The sequence below is a fragment of the Magnetococcales bacterium genome (assembly GCA_015228935.1).
Classification (GTDB): domain Bacteria; phylum Pseudomonadota; class Magnetococcia; order Magnetococcales; family DC0425bin3; genus HA3dbin3.
This window is the reverse complement of record JADGCO010000015.1, coordinates 1-18354: the sequence shown is the minus strand read 5'-3', so window position 1 is coordinate 18354 and position 18354 is coordinate 1. Positions and strand designations below refer to the sequence as shown.

The 18354-nt window shown below is 52.4% G+C and carries 11 protein-coding genes, 1 tRNA gene and 1 pseudogene; 11 read left to right on the top strand and 2 right to left on the bottom strand.

What is annotated here, in order from left to right; all coding sequences use genetic code 11:
* The first annotated feature begins 141 nt into the window (after positions 1-141).
* The 6 genes from purD to HQL65_05905 all read left to right on the top strand — a co-directional run bounded on the left by purD (position 142) and on the right by HQL65_05905 (position 7457).
* Positions 142-1458 (top strand): phosphoribosylamine--glycine ligase, encoded by a 1317-nt coding sequence (purD, locus tag HQL65_05930; protein MBF0135758.1) that lies wholly within the window; start codon positions 142-144, stop codon positions 1456-1458.
* 50 nt (positions 1459-1508) lie between these two features.
* A complete protein-coding gene (gene purE, locus HQL65_05925) occupies positions 1509-2030 on the top strand; it encodes a 5-(carboxyamino)imidazole ribonucleotide mutase (GenBank protein MBF0135757.1) in 522 nt (173 codons plus the stop codon).
* A 196-nt stretch (positions 2031-2226) separates the two neighbouring features.
* Positions 2227-2303 (top strand) — tRNA-Asp (locus HQL65_05920).
* A 264-nt stretch (positions 2304-2567) separates the two neighbouring features.
* Entirely contained in the window at positions 2568-3842 is a 1275-nt protein-coding gene (locus HQL65_05915; protein MBF0135756.1) for a carboxylate--amine ligase, read from the top strand.
* A gap of 51 nt (positions 3843-3893) precedes the next feature.
* A complete protein-coding gene (locus HQL65_05910) occupies positions 3894-6674 on the top strand; it encodes a CoA-binding protein (GenBank protein MBF0135755.1) in 2781 nt (926 codons plus the stop codon).
* Positions 6675-7022: 348 nt separating this feature from the next.
* On the top strand, positions 7023-7457 hold the full coding sequence (locus HQL65_05905; protein MBF0135754.1) for a hypothetical protein: 435 nt from the start codon (positions 7023-7025) through the stop codon (positions 7455-7457).
* 205 nt (positions 7458-7662) lie between these two features.
* Here HQL65_05905 and HQL65_05900 read toward each other — a convergent pair.
* Positions 7663-8859: pseudogene (locus tag HQL65_05900) on the bottom strand (citrate transporter).
* 438 nt (positions 8860-9297) lie between these two features.
* Between HQL65_05900 and feoB the strand changes: the two are divergent.
* From feoB to HQL65_05875, 5 genes are all read left to right on the top strand, one after another.
* Complete coding sequence (gene feoB / locus HQL65_05895; protein MBF0135753.1) at positions 9298-11277, top strand: ferrous iron transport protein B; 1980 nt, start codon at positions 9298-9300, stop codon at positions 11275-11277.
* A 136-nt stretch (positions 11278-11413) separates the two neighbouring features.
* Positions 11414-12082, top strand: coding sequence for a metal-dependent transcriptional regulator (locus HQL65_05890; GenBank protein MBF0135752.1), 669 nt, complete (start codon positions 11414-11416; stop codon positions 12080-12082).
* A 42-nt stretch (positions 12083-12124) separates the two neighbouring features.
* A complete protein-coding gene (locus HQL65_05885) occupies positions 12125-13123 on the top strand; it encodes an ABC transporter ATP-binding protein (GenBank protein MBF0135751.1) in 999 nt (332 codons plus the stop codon).
* Positions 13120-13881 (top strand): ABC transporter ATP-binding protein, encoded by a 762-nt coding sequence (locus HQL65_05880; GenBank protein MBF0135750.1) that lies wholly within the window; start codon positions 13120-13122, stop codon positions 13879-13881. Before HQL65_05885 ends, HQL65_05880 begins: the two co-directional genes overlap by 4 nt.
* Before the next feature lie 1163 nt (positions 13882-15044).
* On the top strand, positions 15045-17810 hold the full coding sequence (locus HQL65_05875; protein ID MBF0135749.1) for a hypothetical protein: 2766 nt from the start codon (positions 15045-15047) through the stop codon (positions 17808-17810).
* Positions 17811-17955: 145 nt separating this feature from the next.
* Here HQL65_05875 and HQL65_05870 read toward each other — a convergent pair.
* On the bottom strand, positions 17956-18354 hold a 399-nt coding region (locus HQL65_05870; GenBank protein ID MBF0135748.1), incomplete at its 5' end, for a GHKL domain-containing protein.

The following is an 18354-nucleotide window of genomic DNA, read 5'->3' as shown; positions in this document are numbered from 1 at the left end:
ATGAAGGCCGGGCTTTTCGTCATTGCCCCATCCGGGGATACGGTACGCCTTCTCAATCCAATGGCATTCAAGCCACGCACCTGGAATCAGGTCGATGGATGACTTCAACCGAAAAGCAAGAAATGGACAGGTGAAAACATCATGCGCATACTCGTCATCGGTAGTGGCGGGCGGGAACACGCCCTGTGTTGGAAAATCGCCCAGTCACCACGGGTCACGCACATATTTTGCGCCCCGGGCAATGCGGGTATCGCCCAGGTGGCCACCTGCGTCGATATTGGATCGGAAGATTTGTCCGGCCTGCGAAATTTTGCCGTGCAGGAAAAAATCGATCTGACCGTCGTGGGACCCGAAGCCCCCCTGGTATTGGGCATCGTGGATCTGTTCCAGGCTGCCGGCCTGGCCGTGTTCGGCCCCAGCCGGGCCGCCGCCGCCATCGAAGGATCCAAGGCCTTCATGAAGGATTTGTTTGCCAGGTATGACATCCCCACGGCGGCCTATCGTCTCTTTACCGATTCGGCCACGGCCCTGGCGCACGTTCGGCAACGTTCCGCACCCATGGTGGTCAAGGCCTCCGGGCTGGCCGCCGGCAAGGGGGCCATTGTCTGCCCCACGGTGGCCGATGCGGTGGCTGCCGTCGAACGGATCATGGTGATCCGGGAGTTTGGCGAAGCGGGCAATGAGGTGGTCGTGGAGGATTTTCTGGCTGGTGAAGAGGCCTCCTTCATGGCCCTGGTGGATGGGGAGACCGTGCTGCCCCTGGCCGGGTCGCAGGACCACAAGGCCGTGGGAGATGGCGATACGGGACCCAATACCGGCGGCATGGGGGCCTACTCCCCGGCCCCGGTGTTGACACCCCGTCTGCATGACCTGGCCATGGAACAGGTCATGCTCCCCACGGTGCGGGCCATGGCCGCCGAAGGCCGTCCTTATCGCGGTGTCCTGTATGCCGGCCTGATGATCGACGGAGAGACCCTGCGGGTATTGGAATTCAATGCCCGTTTTGGCGACCCCGAAACCCAACCCCTCCTGATGCGCCTGCAATCCGACCTGGTCCCACTCCTGGAAGCCGCCGCCCGGGGTTCACTGCGGGACATGACCATCACCTGGGATCCCCGCACGGCCCTCTGTGTGGTCATGACGGCAGGTGGTTATCCCGGCTCCTATCGCAAGGGTCTGCCCGTCACCGGCCTGGAACAGGCGGCCCAACTGCCAGATACCATGGTGTTTCATGCCGGAACCCGGCAGCAGAATGCCCAAATTGTCACCCAGGGAGGCCGGGTCCTGGGCGTGACGGCCCTGGGGTCCGACCCGGCAACAGCACAACAGCATGCCTATGCGGCTGTCAATCTTGTCCATTGGCAGGATGTCCATTTCCGACGGGATATCGGCCATCGCGCCATCAAACAAATGAAAAACGTAACGGGGTTTGGACAGAAAGAATGGCCGAATCGATGATCAAGACCGATGATCGCACCATCACATCAACAAAAGACAAGGAGTCGATCATGCCAAAACAGCCACTGGTTGGAATCCTGATGGGATCCGATTCGGACTGGGAAGTCATGCAGGAAGCGGTCAAAATTCTTAAAAAATTCGGAATTCCCAGCGAGGTGACGGTCACCTCGGCCCATCGAACCCCGGCCCGTACCCATGATTATGCCGTCACCGCCGCCGAACGCGGTCTCAAGGCCATGATCGTCGGGGCCGGTGCCGCCGCCCATCTGGCCGGCGTGGTGGCCTCCCTGACACCACTGCCGGTCATCGGTGTGCCCCTCTCCGCAACCTCCCTGCAAGGAATGGATGCCCTGCTGGCCACCGTGCAAATGCCGGGTGGCATTCCCGTAGCCACCATGGCCATCGGTCAGGCCGGTGCCCAGAACGCCGCCCTGTTCACCGTGCGCATCCTGGCCCTGACCAACCCGGAACTGGCCCGGAAATTAAAAGAGTTCCATCAGGAAATGATCGCCAAGGTGGAAGCCAAGGAAAATGCCCTGCAAACCAAAGTGGCTGCGCTGGAGAATGCCTGAAACCGGTACAGGTTTCAGGCCGTCAACACCTCGCATCCAGGATCAAACCGGATGATTCCATTTCAGGTGACAGCAAGGGTTGACATGCCGGAACAGGAGGCTTATGGTGCCTCCCGACGCAAAGATGCTGAATTGTATCGCGTCGAGAATTGACTCTCGCCAGAAAACAGGTCACCCTGGCGAGCGTTGCACATGCGGGGGCGTAGCTCAGTTGGTTAGAGCGCCGGCCTGTCACGTCGGAGGTCGCGGGTTCGAGCCCCGTCGCTCCCGCCACGGCATACGTCAGAAAACCATGACATCTGCCGGTGGGGTCATGATTCCGGAATAAAAAAAGAAAAAACGGACAAGCAGCATGGGCGGCTTGTCCGTTTTTTTGTGTGGTTCCGACTCCCTTGACCGCAGCCAAGCTTGGCCAGGTTAAGAAATCTTGGCAATTTTCCGTTGTTGATAAAAAAAATATTGGTACAATCGAGCGAGTTTGGGTTGAATCAGGGCGAATGAGTGTCAGTCGTCCACGTTCTGAGCGAGGGGTTGACGATGCAGATAACAGGCATGAGTTTGGGAGCCAAACTGCTGAAATATGTAGGGTTTCCGACAGCAAAAATCCTCGGGCCGGAAGCGACCAAGGAAGAGATCCAGGCCGTCATCGACGAATTCGGTGGCGTTCTGGTCAAACCAATCTTCAAAGGTGGCATCGGCAAAAAAGGCAAGGCCGGATTGATCGGCAAGGCCACAGATGTTGCCACGGCCATGAAAGAAAAAGAGCGCCTCTATTTTGCAGAACACCGGGTGCGGAATACGGTTGCCAAAGCCGAAGGAGTCACCTTCGAAAGCTTCATTCCCTGCAAACATGAGGTTTATTTTTCCCTGACCGACAATACACAATTCCGGGCACCCACCATGACCATCACGCATCACGGCGGCATGGACATCGAAGAACTGCCCAAGGATCAAATCGCCTCGGTGCCTTTTGATCCCCTGACCGGTTTCAAGGGATTCATCGTCAACAACGCCTTGAACAAGCTGAATGCCCCTGCCGAAATCATCAGCCCGCTGGTGCAGAATCTGCCCAAGCTGTGGGACCTGTTCCACCACTACGGCATGACCACCCTGGAGCTGAATCCCATCCGCATGATGGAAGACAGCAAGGGGCGTCTGACCCCGGTGGCCTGCGACTTCAAGGCCGCCTTCGATGGCGACGATCCCAATGTAGACCGCCTGGGTCTCTCCAAGGATTTGTTCCAGACGGACTTGTCACCGTTTGAACTGGAAGTCAACCAGTTGCGGACCTATCAGGGACAATCGGACGTGTTTGTGATGAACCCGCACGGCACGATCACCGCCATGACCTTCGGCGGCGGTGCCAACGCCCTGGTGACGGAACTGCTGGGCGACAGCGCCACCATTTCATCCGACTTTGGTGGCAATCCCCCCTACAGCAAAATGCTGGACATCAGCCGCATCACGTATCGCCACTGGATCAAGCAGACCAACGTGCTGTTCCTGATCGGCGGCAAGGCCAACAACACGGATATCTATGAAACCTTCCGGGCCATGGCCGACGGGTTGCGGGAATATTTCAGCACCCATGGCCCGCAACCGCTGTTCGTGGTGGTCGGACGTGGCGGCCCCAACCTGGTTCGTGGCCTTGGCTATCTGCGTGACACCCTGGACGGGTTGGGTCTCCCCTACCGCATGTTCGGGCACGACTCGGCCATGAGCGAGGTGGTGAACTTTGCCCAGGCCGTGGATGTGTGGATGTCCAAGGGCGGACGGCAACAAATCGCCCGTAAACTGGGAATCGCCAATTGACCGGAGCATTTCCCCCAACCGGGGAGTTCACGCAGGGGATAGAGGTTTGCCATGAACCAGCAGCTCAATTTTGAATTGAACAAAGGCTACAACTACATGCAGGCCAAGGGAGAGATCAAGTTTCCCTACTATGTCGGGATTCACTCTCTGATGGGCATTGCCACCCGGGAAGATCGGGTGTGTGTGTTGAACATACTCGGGGGCGAAAGCCGCACGGTCACCCCCACCAGCCATGTCTACTCCGGCGGCAACGTCGTATGCGGTACCATGCCTGGCCGTGGCGGTGAAGTGATGAAAACCGCCATGGGCAACATTCCGGTCTATCACAACGTCCTGGAAGCCCTGGAAGCCGGTCATCGCTTCAATGTGGCCGTGGTCTACGTTCCCCCCTCCGGGGTGCGCGACTCGGTCATCGAAGCCGTGCGCGTCAATCCGGAACTGAAAAAAATCGTCATCCTCACCGAAAAAGTCCCGGTGGCCCACTCGCGCATGATCCGGCAATATTGCCAGCAGCGCGGCGTGGATGTGTTCGGTGCCAACTGTCTCGGTGTGGCCGATGCCCACCAGCATGTCCGCATCGGCGGTGCCCTGGGTGGCAATGCCCCGGAAGAGTCCCTGGTCCCAGGCTCCATCGCCATCTACTCCAACTCCGGAAATTTCACCACCACCATCGCCACCTACCTGCTGACCGGCGGTTGGGGGACCACAGTCTCCCTCTCTTCGGGCAAGGATGTCTACATCCACTTCGCCGCCCCGGAATTCACCTACGCCTTCCACAATGACTATCGTACCCAGGCAGCGGTGATGTACATCGAACCAGGCGGTTACTACGAAATCGACCTCTCCTTCAAAAAGCCGGTCGTGGCCTGCATCGTGGGCCGCTGGAAAGCCAAACTGAGCCGGGCCTGTGGCCATGCCGGTGCCATCGCCGGCTCCGGAGACGACGCCGCCGCCAAAGAACGGTGGTTCATGGACAAACTGGGCGTCAAGGACATCTACACACCGGAAAACCGGGTGTTTTCGCCCGAAGGTGCCGTGGTCACCAACATTGCCCACATTCCCATGGCCCTCACCGATGTCATGGCGCAACATGGTGTCGGACCCGACTTTCCGCCCCGTGGCACCCTGGAGCTGAAACCCTGGTTCGGCAACAATCAGGGCCTGGAGCTGCCCAAGGAACTCGATATCCCCATCGTCCGGGCCATGGCCCCCTACGATCAACAGATCGAAGTCCTGACCCGGCAGGTGGGAACCGTCTTCCCCCGCCAGAACATGAAGGATTGTTCAGGGGCATCCCGCATGGATGCCCAGACCCAGGTCAGCAAAATCCATGGCCTGAGTATTCTGGATGCCTCCACCAAAACCCTGGAAGAAAACCTGGTCCTCGCCCTGATCCGGGAATATCCGGATGCCACGGGCCGCGCCCTGACCAATGTCGTGCTGAATGCCTTTGTCAATCAAAGCGGCACCATCAGCCTGGCCGCCGCCGACGCAGCACGCGCCGCCGGCAACAGCCCCAACACGGTTCTTACAGCAGCCTTGGCCCTGATCGGGCCCCGGGAAGTGCAGGGAGCGCGGGATGCCGTCAAGGCACTCGTCGATCTGTTCGGCAACACCAACCTGGAAAATCCCGGTCAACGTGGCTTTGATTTTGGTCCCCAACTGGAACAAGCCAACAACAACCCCGCCCTGCGCGAAATATTCGTCCCGACCAACCGGCAGGATCGTCGCGTCCAGGAAATGTTGCAGGCCATGGAAGCCCGGGGAACCGGCTCGGTCTTCGTCGATTTTGTCCGCGCCATCGCCGAACGCAACGGCACCCAACCCACAGACTTGACCATTCTGGCCGCCGTCACCTGTCATCTGGCCTGGGTCCCCCTGTTGCACAAGCGTCTCTCCCTGATCACCCTGAACAACATGCCCTGGCACTTCATCGTTTTCAGCACCCTGGTGGGGTGTACCGTGCCGCAATCCCGCCAACCCGATCAACGCAACTTCAGCGGCGTGGATGTCGGCGAATTGATGCGCAACTGGAGCTTTACCGAAACCGCCTTCCTCGCCCTGTTCGATCATCGCCCCAGCGACAGCGAATTGTACTCGTTCTCGGTATTGTTGGGCTTGATCACCACCAATGGACCCGGAACCATTTCGGCCCAGGGTGCCAAGGGAGCCGTCAGTGCCGATGGCCCGGAAATGCAGGATCGGATCCAGGTCAACAAAGGCTACATCGGCTTCCTGACCCACACCGGCTATGCCCATGGCGGCAACGGCTACGAAGCCATCTCCTTCCTGCTCGACTGCTTCCGCAAGAGCGGCCTGCAAGACCCGGCCAACCCCAACCATGGCCTGAATCTGGACGAAATGGCCATGGAACAAGCCAGGGCTTATGGTTCCTACAAGAAAAAGGCCAAGGCCGAAGGCAATCTGAACTACGGCAAGATTCCCTGCGTCAACCACCCCATCTTCAAGGGCAAGGATGTCAACTACGACCCCCGGGAAGTGTTCGTGGCGGATCTGTTCAACAAACGCAATGAGTACAACATTTTCCATGACTTCTACCACAAACTGGTCCAGGCGCTGTTCAAGGCAGGCGTCAGCAAAAACGTCTACTGCGTCAACGTGGATGCCCTGATTGCCATCCTCCTGTTGAAAATGTTGTGGAAACCCTTCATCGACGGCCAGATCAGCGATGCCACCATGGAAGGCGCCGCCTTTACGACCTTCCTGTTCGGACGCATGATCGGCAGCGCCGCAGAAATCGATGACCATACCAACCGGGGTCGCAACATGGATACCCGGACCGCAGCCAGCCAGTGCAGCTACGCCGGTTGATCAAAAAATACGTCACACAATAAAATTGCCGGCAATCCAGATCGCGGCACCCTTCGGGTGCCGCTTTTTTTTGGGGCCGGTTCGCTTTCCACAGGACATCCGTCCCTCTCCTTCAAACATTTCAACTTAATGACATCACCTTTCCAGCAAACAATTTACTGATGATCATCACCTTGTCCAAGGTCGTGCCATCCTTGTCACAACGGCGATGCACCTTATCGTCTATCCAGTCAAGAGTGAAAATCTCTGCAAACGCACATCGAACAGAAAATTTTCCAGGTGCATCCTTAAAAATTTTGTTTACAATGGTCCGGTTATCACAATTTCCGACTCTGGAGGGAGAGCCGCATGAAACCAGATTTCAGCACCATGTCTCTGAAAGACATCGAGGAACTGATCAACATTGCCAACAGTGCCAAATCAGAAAAAGCCAAAACAAGCCGGGAAGAGTGTCTTGCCCGCTTTATGGAGATCGCTTCCGAATTCAACCTGACCGTCGAGGATGTCGTCTGCGGAAAAATTGACTGTCCAACCGGCGACACCAAGGAAATCATCCCCGCATCCGTCCTGAACAACATAAAAGACATTTCGCCCAACGGCCTGTACAATCCCCACGCGAGTGATGGCAGAACGCGGTTTCATAAACCGGATAATGCACAACGCTGGTGTCGTGTACCCAAATGGTTGAAGGAAGAGTTATCCAAAATGCGGAAAGAGTATGGCAGCAAAATTCCGCGCCATGCCCTTCAGACGCTGGTCAATAAATATCCTCCAGAGAGTTGATCTGTCCCGGTTTGAATACGATCACATTGACAAAAAAAAGAGTCTGGAAGATGAAAATCCTCCAGACTCTTTTTTTTTTAATTTTTTCCAAACCCCACTATTTTTGCGATGCAGGAGCCGTTTTGGCAACGGGAATCTGCACCCCGGCAGCAGGATCCTGCATCTGGATTGCGGTTGATATGTCGGTTTTGTGACCTTTTTCACTAGGTTGCCAACCCAACGTACTCAACAGGATGAAAAACCCGATGGTGTAAGCCACGGTCACATGCCAACCGTTTTTGATCCAGCCCCAGGTGGATTTGGCCTCAGGATACATGTTGGAAAGACCCACACCGGCAGAGGAGCCAAACCAGATCATGGATCCTCCGAAACCCACGCAATAGGCCAACATGCCCCAATCGAAGCCACCCTGAGCAATACCGAGTGCCGTCAAGGGAATGTTGTCAAACACCGAGGAGAGGAATCCCAGACCCAAGGCGGTTTGCCAGGATGCACGGGGAAGTTCTTCGACCGGCATGAGAGATGCCGTCATGACCAAGGCCAGGAGAAAGAAAGTCCCTTTCAGGTTGCCCGGAACAAGCGACCACTCCGGCTTGCGCACCGGGATCATCACGAGAAGCGCAGCCCACACCGCCATGCCGATAATCGGTATCCGATCCGCCAATCCCACGACGACTACATTGGCAACGTAGTTGGCAACGATGGCCATGATCAGAACAAAAAAGACCACGAAAAACCGGCCAGAATCCAACTTGCCGTGCTGGTTATCAGGCAGGGCCAGGGGAGAATAACCCTCTTGTTGGATGGCAGCCGGAATACCGCAGATGAACACGGCAGGAATGGCCGCCACATAGGCATGGAGAACTTGCAGGGGTGAAATACCGGCAATCCACATCATGGTCGTGGTCGTGTCACCGACGACACTTCCGGCACCTCCCGCATTCGATGCCGCCACAATACCAGCCAGATATCCAATGTGAACCTTGCCACGAAAAACGATGCGGGCAATGGTTCCACCGATCAACGCGGCTGCAATGTTGTCCAGAAAACTGGAGATGACACACACCAGAAGCAACAGAACAAAACCACCTTTCCACCCCTTGGGCAGATATCTGGGCAGAACTTCCGGCACGCCACTTTTCTCAAAATGATTGGCCAGCAAAGAAAAACCCAGTAACAAACAAAGCAGATTGGCCAGGGTTACCCACTCATGCATCATGTGGTGTTTCAAACCGGTCAGTCCCGGTCCACCCCTGAAACCGGCAATGAACAGCTTGTAACCCAGGACGACCACCAGACCCGTCATCGCCACCTGGAAAGTCCGATCCGGTTGCGTCGCCACGCCCAACAGGACCAACGCAAACAGGATAAAATCGATGGGAACCCCCAAGACCGTGTGAATCACGGCCTGGGATGCGACCAGACCATCAGCGGCTGAACCTATGGCAGGCAAAAGCAGCATTCCTGCACCAAAAAGTAACAATCGTTTCACGCGCATAATCCTCTATCAGTTCGTGTCGTTCACGACAAGCAGCAAAATGCTGGAAGAAATGGAGCAGATTCGGCCCACGGAAAAAACACCCGCAGTGAACGAGGCATTCTACGAAATTTTTTTGGATTTTCAAGTCAAGATTCGGTAAAGAATTTTGCCTTCGGTCGGCAACTGACCAAAATCCTGGAGAATGGCCATCAACATCAGTTTGTTATGAATATTAAGAATTTGAAAAATCAATGCAAATCACCGAAAGCCTGCCCGGGAAAATGGTCTTGACACCCCGCTGAAAGTGGTTCTTAATTGGTCGCGCAAAAGAGAATGATTCTCAATAAGGGAGGGAAGCCATTGGGAAAGACGCATTGCGCCGTCGATGAGGCAACGGGCACGTTGGTCTGCTCGACCCAACGTCTTTTGACCGTTGCCATCGTGGGTCTCTCCAATGCAGGCAAGAGTGCGCTTTTCAATGCCTTGACCAAATCCTATGCCATCGTTGCCAACTATTCACAAACAACGGTCCGGATTGATCGGAAACGGGCTGTTCTGGGAAAACAGGATGTTGAACTCCTGGATACCCCGGGGATCACCTCCCTGATCACTTTTTCCGCCGACCAGGAAAGAACGGTGCGGGTCCTGGTCACGGAAGCCCCGGACCGGATTCTGTTTTGTGGTGATGCCACCCGCCTGAAACAAAGCCTGGTGCTGTTGGCCCAGATTCTGGAATTGAACATTCCCACCCTGTTTTGTCTCAACAAGGTTGACGAGGCCGGCAGAAACGGCCTGGTCGTAAATGCCCGGCAACTTTCCAAAAAAATCGGGATACCGGTCGTGGAGACGGTGGTCGCCGAAAAGATTGGCATCGACGAGGTGATCGCAGCCCTGGCGCAGCCGGTCGTTTCCAACAAACAAATTGCCCTGCCCACCATTCTGGAAGAGGGGCGTCGGGAACTGGAAGCGCTTTTCCCGCCGGATGGTCCCCCTCCCCCTCCTGCCTTGTTGCTGCAATATCTGCTGGGCAATGCGACGGTGCGCGACTATTTTGCCGCACACTGGTGGGAGGTGGGCACGGACAAGATGACCGCCATGGCGCAGCATCTGGAAGAACGCCATGGCATCAACAAACTGCGCACGCTGGCCTTCAACGCATGGGAAAGCTGGGCCGATACGATCAGTCGCACCTCGCAGGAACGATCCCGTCTGGCCCTGACCGAAACATCGCAACGCCTGGCACACTACTCCCGGCATCCCATATGGGGATGGCCCATTTTTCTGGCCGTGTTGTGGGTGATTTTCAAGGGCGTTGGTGTTCTGGCACCCGCTTTGGCCACCATCCTTGAAGCCTGGATCTTTACCCCCCTGACTCAAAGAATCGACGCCCTCATCACCCACCCCTTCGCCCATGACCTGCTGACCGGCCAGTATGGTCTCCTGACCATGGGGGCCTTCAATGCCCTGATGACCGTTGTCCCGATTTTGCTGGTCTTTTTTTTCATATTGAATTTATTGGAAGATATTGGATACCTGCCGCAATTGAGCGTGTTGGCCAATCGTTCCCTGAAGCCCTTTGGCCTGACCGGAAAATCCGTCCTGCCCCTCGTGCTGGGAGCCGGCTGCAACACCATGGCAACCCTCACCTGCCGCATGCTCGAAACCCGCAAGGAGCGCCTGGTCACCACCTTCATGATCGCCCTGGGCATGCCCTGTGCCGTGCAAATGGGAATCATTTTTGCAATCCTCGCCGTGGCACCGTTTTGGTCCCTGCTCGTGTTCATCGGTACGGTGGGAGGTGTCAATATCGTTTGCAGTCTCGTGTTGAACCGGGTGATCAAAACCGGAAGAAAGACGGAGTTCATCCTGGAACTTCCCCCCTTTCAGTGGCCTTCCTGGCGCAACACGTTGTTGAAAACCTACCATCGGATCAAATGGTTTTTGCTGGAGGCCTTTCCGTTGTTCATCGTGGCCGCCGGCCTGATGTTCACGCTGGAAAAGACCGGTCTGTTGCAGGGTATCAAATGGCTCCTGCGCCCCATCACGACCGGCTTTCTCTCCCTGCCGGATCAGGTGACAGAAACCTTCATCATGGTCCTGTCGCGACGGGAGGTGGGCGCGATCTATTTCAAGAATCTGGCCGAATCGGGACTTCTCTCCAACGTGCAGATCATTGTGGGCCTCGTGGTGATCACCTTGTTCATCCCCTGTATCTCCAATACGGTGATGATGGTCAAGGAAGTGGGACTGCGCTGGGCCGTGGCCATGAATCTGGCCATTATCGTCATTGCCGTCCTGGTTGGCGGCCTGGTCAATCAGGTACTGCGTCTGCATGTTTGATTTTCAAGGATTGAAAAAAGTCCATCCCAGTTTTTCACTCGTTTTTTTTGAAATTAACAAGTTTTTTGACAGCCTCTTAGTGAATTTATAGAAAATTCACAAAAAATACTTCGGTAAACGCTGACGGAGAATGAACATGCGGCTGGAAAAGGAACACCGCCGGGACGAATTGATGGAAATGCTCTGGCGACTGGAAGAACGACACGAACTGACCGTGACCACCCTCCAGAAACATGCCCCCGATCCAATCTATGAAGAGTATCTGCAAGAATTTTCCGGCAACGGCCTCTTGCGTATCGAGGGAACCCGGATCATCCTGTCGGAATACGGGCGGAAAATGGCGCGGGGTCTGGTCCGCCGGCATCGTCTGGCAGAACGGCTGATTGTCGATGTGCTGGGAAAAAATGCCCAGGATACCGAAAAAGCCGCCTGCGAATACGAACATGTCCTGGCACCGGAGCTGGAAACAGCCATCTGCACCCTCCTGGGACATCCGCGCACCTGTCCGCACGGCTCCAGCATTCCGGAAGGAGAGTGTTGCAGGGAATCCCGCCAATCCGTCGAAACCACGGTGATTTCACTCAATCACCTGCGCGTGGGCAGCGCGGCGCGGATCGTCCATCTGAACTGTGCCGATGAAACCCGCATGAACCGCCTGCTGAACATGGGATTTGTTCCCGGTACGGAGATTCGTCTGTTGCAACGCCAGCCGACCCTGGTCGTCAAACTGGAAAGTTCCCAGGTGGCCCTGGAAGAAAACGTCGCCCTGGACATCCGGGTTGTACCCAAAAATCGGGATTCATGAACCCATCTTGCCGTGGAAACGGTCCAACAGCAGCCATCGACCATGAGCGATCTTCTTACCGTCCAGGATTTGACCATGCGCTTTGGCGGCGTGACCGCCTTGCAGCAGGTGAGTTTTCAGGTGCCGCGTGGTTCGATCACCGCCATGATCGGTCCCAACGGGGCCGGCAAAACCACCGTCTTCAACTGCCTGACCGGTTTCTATGCGGCTTCGGCGGGAAAGATTCACCTGCATCGGGAAGATGGTGTGGTCGATCTGGGCCAAAAAATGGGTTCTGCCTCGCGTTTTCGGGGCTCGGTCAATCCCCTTGCCCTGACACGCCGCCTCTTCGACGGATTGACGGCCGGGACCCATCAGGTGGTGCGTTCCGGGGTGGCCCGCACCTTTCAGAATGTGCGCCTGTTCCGGGAGATGACCGTCATGGAAAATCTCCTGGTGGCCCAACACCAACTCGTGGACCGTAACGTGTGGGCCGGTGTGTTTCGTACCCGTGGCTATCTGTGCGCGGAGTCGGCGGCCCTGGACCGGGCCATGGGCTGGCTCAACCTGTTCGGCATGCTGGATGATGCCAATCGCCTGGCCGGCGAGCTGCCCTATGGTCAACAACGACGTCTGGAGATTGTCCGTGCCCTCTGCACCGACCCCGTCCTGCTGTGCCTGGATGAACCCGCTGCCGGCCTCAATCCCATGGAAACCCAGGCCCTCAGCCAGATGATTCTCCGTTTGCGAGACCATCACGATTTGACCGTGCTGCTCATCGAACACGACATGAACCTGGTCATGAACATTTCCGATCATGTGGTGGTCCTGGACCATGGCGAGGTGATTGCCAACGGCACACCGGACTTTGTCCAGAATCACCCCGCCGTTCTGGAGGCCTATCTGGGAGTGGCGGAGCCATCCGGAAGCACGTCCACGACAAAAACCTTCTCCCCTCCTCCCCATTCTCCCGCACCATCCTCCACCAGGGCTGTAGACCAGGGACGCCTTCCGTTGATCATCGATCCGGAAGTGGCCCGACCAGGTGCGTTCCGGCCATGAAACCGACCGCCGCCAGCACGACCGAATCCCTCCTGGTCCTGGAAAACGTCCATGCCGCTTATGGAGCCGTGCAGGTCCTGCATGACGTGTCGCTGCATATCGACCAGGGGGAGATCGTCACCCTGATCGGGGCCAACGGTGCCGGCAAATCCACCCTGCTCATGACCCTGTTCGGCCAGCCCCGTGCCCTGTCGGGACGGATTGTGTTTGCCGGAAAAGAGATTGCCCACATCCCCACACATCGCATTGCCCGTTTGGGCATTGCCCAGGTACCGGAGGGACGCCGGGTTTTTCCAACCATGACCGTGGAAGAAAATTTGATTCTGGGTACCACAGCCCTGGTCAACGAGGTGCCGCAACCCGGAGGGAGCAACTTGCAGGCTGCTCTCCTGGAGCATGTCCATACCCTTTTCCCGCGTCTTCAAGAACGTCGTCACCAACGAGCCGGAACCCTGTCGGGCGGTGAACAACAAATGCTCGCCATCGGTCGCGCCCTGATGAGCCGGCCCCGTCTGTTGCTGCTCGATGAGCCCAGTCTGGGCCTGGCTCCGTTGTTGATCCGCCAGGTCTTTGCTGCCTTGCGCCAGATCGCCGCCGAAGGAACCACCATTTTCCTGGTGGAGCAAAATGCCAATCAGGCATTGCAATTTGCAAATCGAGGTTATGTCCTGGTCAATGGTCAAATCCAGATGGAAGGAACCTCGGCAGCACTCCTGGCGGATCCGCATGTGCGACAGGCGTATCTGGGAGGGCATTGATAATTTTTTTTGCTGCATGAATTGAATGGCATGTACCGTCTCTTCTCATGCGAATCAAAATGGTACACATTGCGTAAAGCATTGTATTTTATTAAATTAATTTATATTCTGCCGCCATGGCATGACCTGCCATCTGAAGTTATGGTACATCTGTTTTTACCCCCCACCTTGCCACCTGGAAGCAGATAACACAATAATATTGCTGTGTTTATTTTCAATATTCATGTCCGGTCCGTTTCTTGCTCAAGTTCTGTTGCCGATGGACTTTTCAAATCAAATGGCGAGAATCTACCCGAGGATCACGACATGATTCAAAAATTTTTTAAAAAAAACAATACATTACTGATTTTTTCCGGTGACAGTTTCGATTTCATGGAGCATGGCTCCATCCTGAAAGCGGTCAATGATTACAAGTCGAAAATTGATTTTCATTTGTTGATTGACCTCTCCAATGCCAACGGTTTTTGCAGCCAATCGGCTGGCCTGATTTTACGTTTGCATCAACTTTCGAAAGAGAGAAATTTCACTTTTTCAATAAGAAATATCAGTGCCAACGCAGCAAAGATTTTTTTGATTCTGAAACTGGAAAATCTGGTCAGTTTTGTCAGGTGCGATTGCAGAGAGTATATTGAAGTTTGTGACATATGCTGCAAAAAGGATATGGCACCCACGGGTTCCGGCCAAGATCACCATATGGGTTATTCCGGACGAGGAAACTTGTACGCAACTGAATATTTATATTCAATCCAGCATTTTCAACCAGAAGGAGAACAAAAGAACAAGAGACAAATTTTGGATCAAAGCAATCATGGGCATGGTTCCGATTCGGAACATCGGGTTCCCTGTTGCAACGATCCAACAATGACCGAGTACGGTCTGTATAATGGAGTCAGTGGAAATTTTCCATTGGCCCAAAATAATATTTCAAACATCGTCGTGGATATTCGGTGTCCGGAGTGTGGCGGATTGGAGGTCTTGCAATTTGAAAGACAGATCGACGGGCAACAAAGATGTCTGTGCCAAAACAAGTCCTGCAATAAAAAGACTTTTTTTTTGAATCAACATGATGAAAAACCCTTCCTGGAAATACTGAAACGGGTCCCTGCGTAACAGGGTGTTTTGTATTCATTTGCTGTGTCCAGTTTGGATGAATCGGTTCAGACATGATTGGCCAGGATGTGACATTACCCAACAAGGAAAATGGAAGTCCGATGTCACGTCCATTGGTCGTTTATGGTCGTATGGTCGTCAATCTGTTCTCCCATGAGGTCAATCCAGACGATCTGATTTGCCTTTTGCCAATTCAAAACAGGGATCACATCTCCTGCATGGAAAGCTATCAGGAATTTTTTCTCCATGCACAAGAAAAGTGGTCCGAAACCCTGCAAGCCGTCGCCGTGCTGCGCGACAAGGTCACAGAAGAGAGACTTTCAATTGCAGAAGCCGATCCGACACAAGTGAATGAAGTCAGAACGCCTCTCCTTGATCAGCTCTCGGTTTTTGAAAGTTCATTGAATAGCGGGGATGAAGGAAACATCATCGACAATCCGTTCTTCATACTGACACAAATGGTTTTTCAACTCAACATGCAAGCCGCACATGGAACATTCAAGGACATTGTCAAAGGCACTGTTTCGGAATTTTGTGGGCGTGGAACAAGTGCGGTCTCTTCTAAATTTCATATCAAACCTTTTCTGTCCGTCGTTTTTTTTATTCTGTCGTCATGGGCAACGTTTCATGGTGTTCATGAATTTTTTCAGACCTCTGCATTTCAGAATATTTTGGCAACCTTGTCTGTCGAAATTTCCGGGGAAACTTCCCGTCAAGTGATCGGCATGGTCGTCGGTTTTTTTCTTTCCCTGGTCGTTCTTGATTTCAAAAGCCGTCTGTTGCAGGAAATTGCCGAAAAAGAACAATTTTGGGGCGGCCTGGTCCATTTGTTCAAAATGAAACCACGCTGGGTTTTCCTGGCTGTCGTGCTGACCTTTGTTTCCATCCATGCCAATTACCATGGCCTCGCTACCCGGTTCGTCGATCAAGAAACATCCTATTTTGCCGAAAGGACGAATTCGATCAAAAAAAATACCCATGCCGTGGTCGTTCACAAGAATACCACGGACTTGAATCGGATTCTGGTAGATCAATATGGGGTGGTTCTGGCCGGCTTTATCATACTATTTGCAATATTTTTTTCTATTCTATTTAATTTTGGAGAAATATTATTTTTTTCCCGTTCAATAATAAAGACAGCCAGAGAGGATGGAAAAGCAATTAAGATAAAATCGTCCGTGTTTTCAAAATTGTCGGATGAATTTGTCCAAAATATCAATGATTTTTTTGAAAAAAAAGAAATATGGGTTTCTCTTTTAAGTTGGTTGCCCAGACCTTCAAAATTATTGATACAGGACGCCGTATTCATATGGCTGGGACACTTAAGTTTCGAACTGAAATATGGTGAAGTGGATACAAATTTTTTCGTCAATTCGAAAATCTGGTTTTTACACCTTTTCAGACCTGTAATACGCAAGAAAATTTTATACGGTGTCCTTGCTCTTGATCTCGCCATGGATCGTATTCGAGAAGCCATGGATCGTGACGAATGTGGATTTTTGGGAATCTTGTATCCGGAATTGCAATGGAATAAAAACCCCGACAAAATATCATTTATTCAATTGGGAAATCAACTCCTGCTGAGCATGAAAAAAGGTCAAGAAAGATTTGACAGAAATTTGAAACGATCTTGCACGGTACCATTATTCAAAAAATTGAATTTCATGGAAGCGATCACCAGTAGAAAATTAAAATCCACGATCCAACGGGATTTTGAAATGACTCTCAATTTGGCCTACAAAGAACTGGCCCCCCGGGATCAATTCGATCTGAAAAATGGCAATGATAATTTCGTCAAGTCAATTACCAACAAAACAAAAAAAACCGGGTTATGTTCATATTGCAACTCTGCTGGAATTTTAAAGATATGGGAATGTGATACAATAAATCCGGTCGGCACATGTCATACAAATACAAATAATATGAACAACCATGTGTTGCAAAAATTCAAGGGACATTTTATGTATTTTCTGATCTATTATATTTATTATCCAATATCAAAATTTGTTTATTTGGTTTTTTTCTCGACATTTTCTCATGATAAAGAAATACTTCCATGGTCCCGCAAAATATTTATTCAAAATTATTGCGAGCTTTCTGCCAATAAAAATTCCAAAGATCAATCAACTGTCAGTGACTGTATGGAAGATATTTTAAATATATTAACAATAATCCCGTTGCTGAAAAATGATTATTTAAAAGATATTATGAAAAAGATTGAAATGTTTGATTCATCATGGATCAGCCCATGGAAGTCGGCTATACTTCACTATACTAAAATTTTGGATGAAATTATTGAAGAAGCAAAAATGGTTACCGGTGCCGGAATAGATTATAATAGCCATATACAATTATATATCAATAATACAAGCTTATATACGCCTTTGTATTACAAGAGTCCGCGTATTTATTCATTGTCAGAACAACTTATCATGATCGTCAATTTAATTAAAAACACCTCGGATTTTATTGATGAAGCTGAGTTTTTACATCAGCAGAAAAAACTGTATGCCGACGAAGTCAACGAATCATGCATGTGTGTTGATCGGTTGTTACTGGAAATAAAAATGGGCCTGGTTGGTGGAGACATGGATTATCAAGTCTGGAAATCCATGGGAGGGGACAAGGTTGTTAAACAAATCATGAATGAAATTGACAATATTCGGGATGATTTACAAAAATATCAGCAAATGGATGTCATTGAACACAGTAAAGACGTTTTTATAAAATTGAATTGGTTGAAAGATCGATCCAAACAGCTTCGTGATCATTTGATTGAACTCAGAAATACAATAAAAATGATACATAAAATTGCATGACAGAAACAGTGAACGTAACCGTTCAGCCCGTTTTTCCTGGGGGCGCTGCCCCCAGACCCCCGCTGAGGGGGCAGGCGAAGCCTCCCCCTCAGACTCCCCCAACCACTTTCAATAATATTTTGTTTTCGTGGATCAGACAGTTGAATCAAAACTTCATGCGGGATCGGATCGGCAACAAGACGGTCACAATGGTTCCAAAACCAAAACTCGACTTGATGTGAATTTTTCCGCCATGGGATTCAATTATTTTTCTTGAGATGGCCAGACCAAGACCCGTACCACCCTGATCCGTTTTGGTGGAAAAGAATGGCTGAAAAATTTTATTGATAATATCATTCCTGATGCCACGACCATGATCACTGATCAAAATGGCTGCCATGGAATTATTCAGTTCTTCATAAATATGAACTGAAACAGAAACGGAACGACTGCGATCTGGAAGAGATTCCAAAGCATTGATAATTATATTGATCAAAACCTGTTCCAACCCTTGACCCATCTTCGCAGCTTTTCCCATTTTTCGAGCTGCTTTTGAGATGATTTC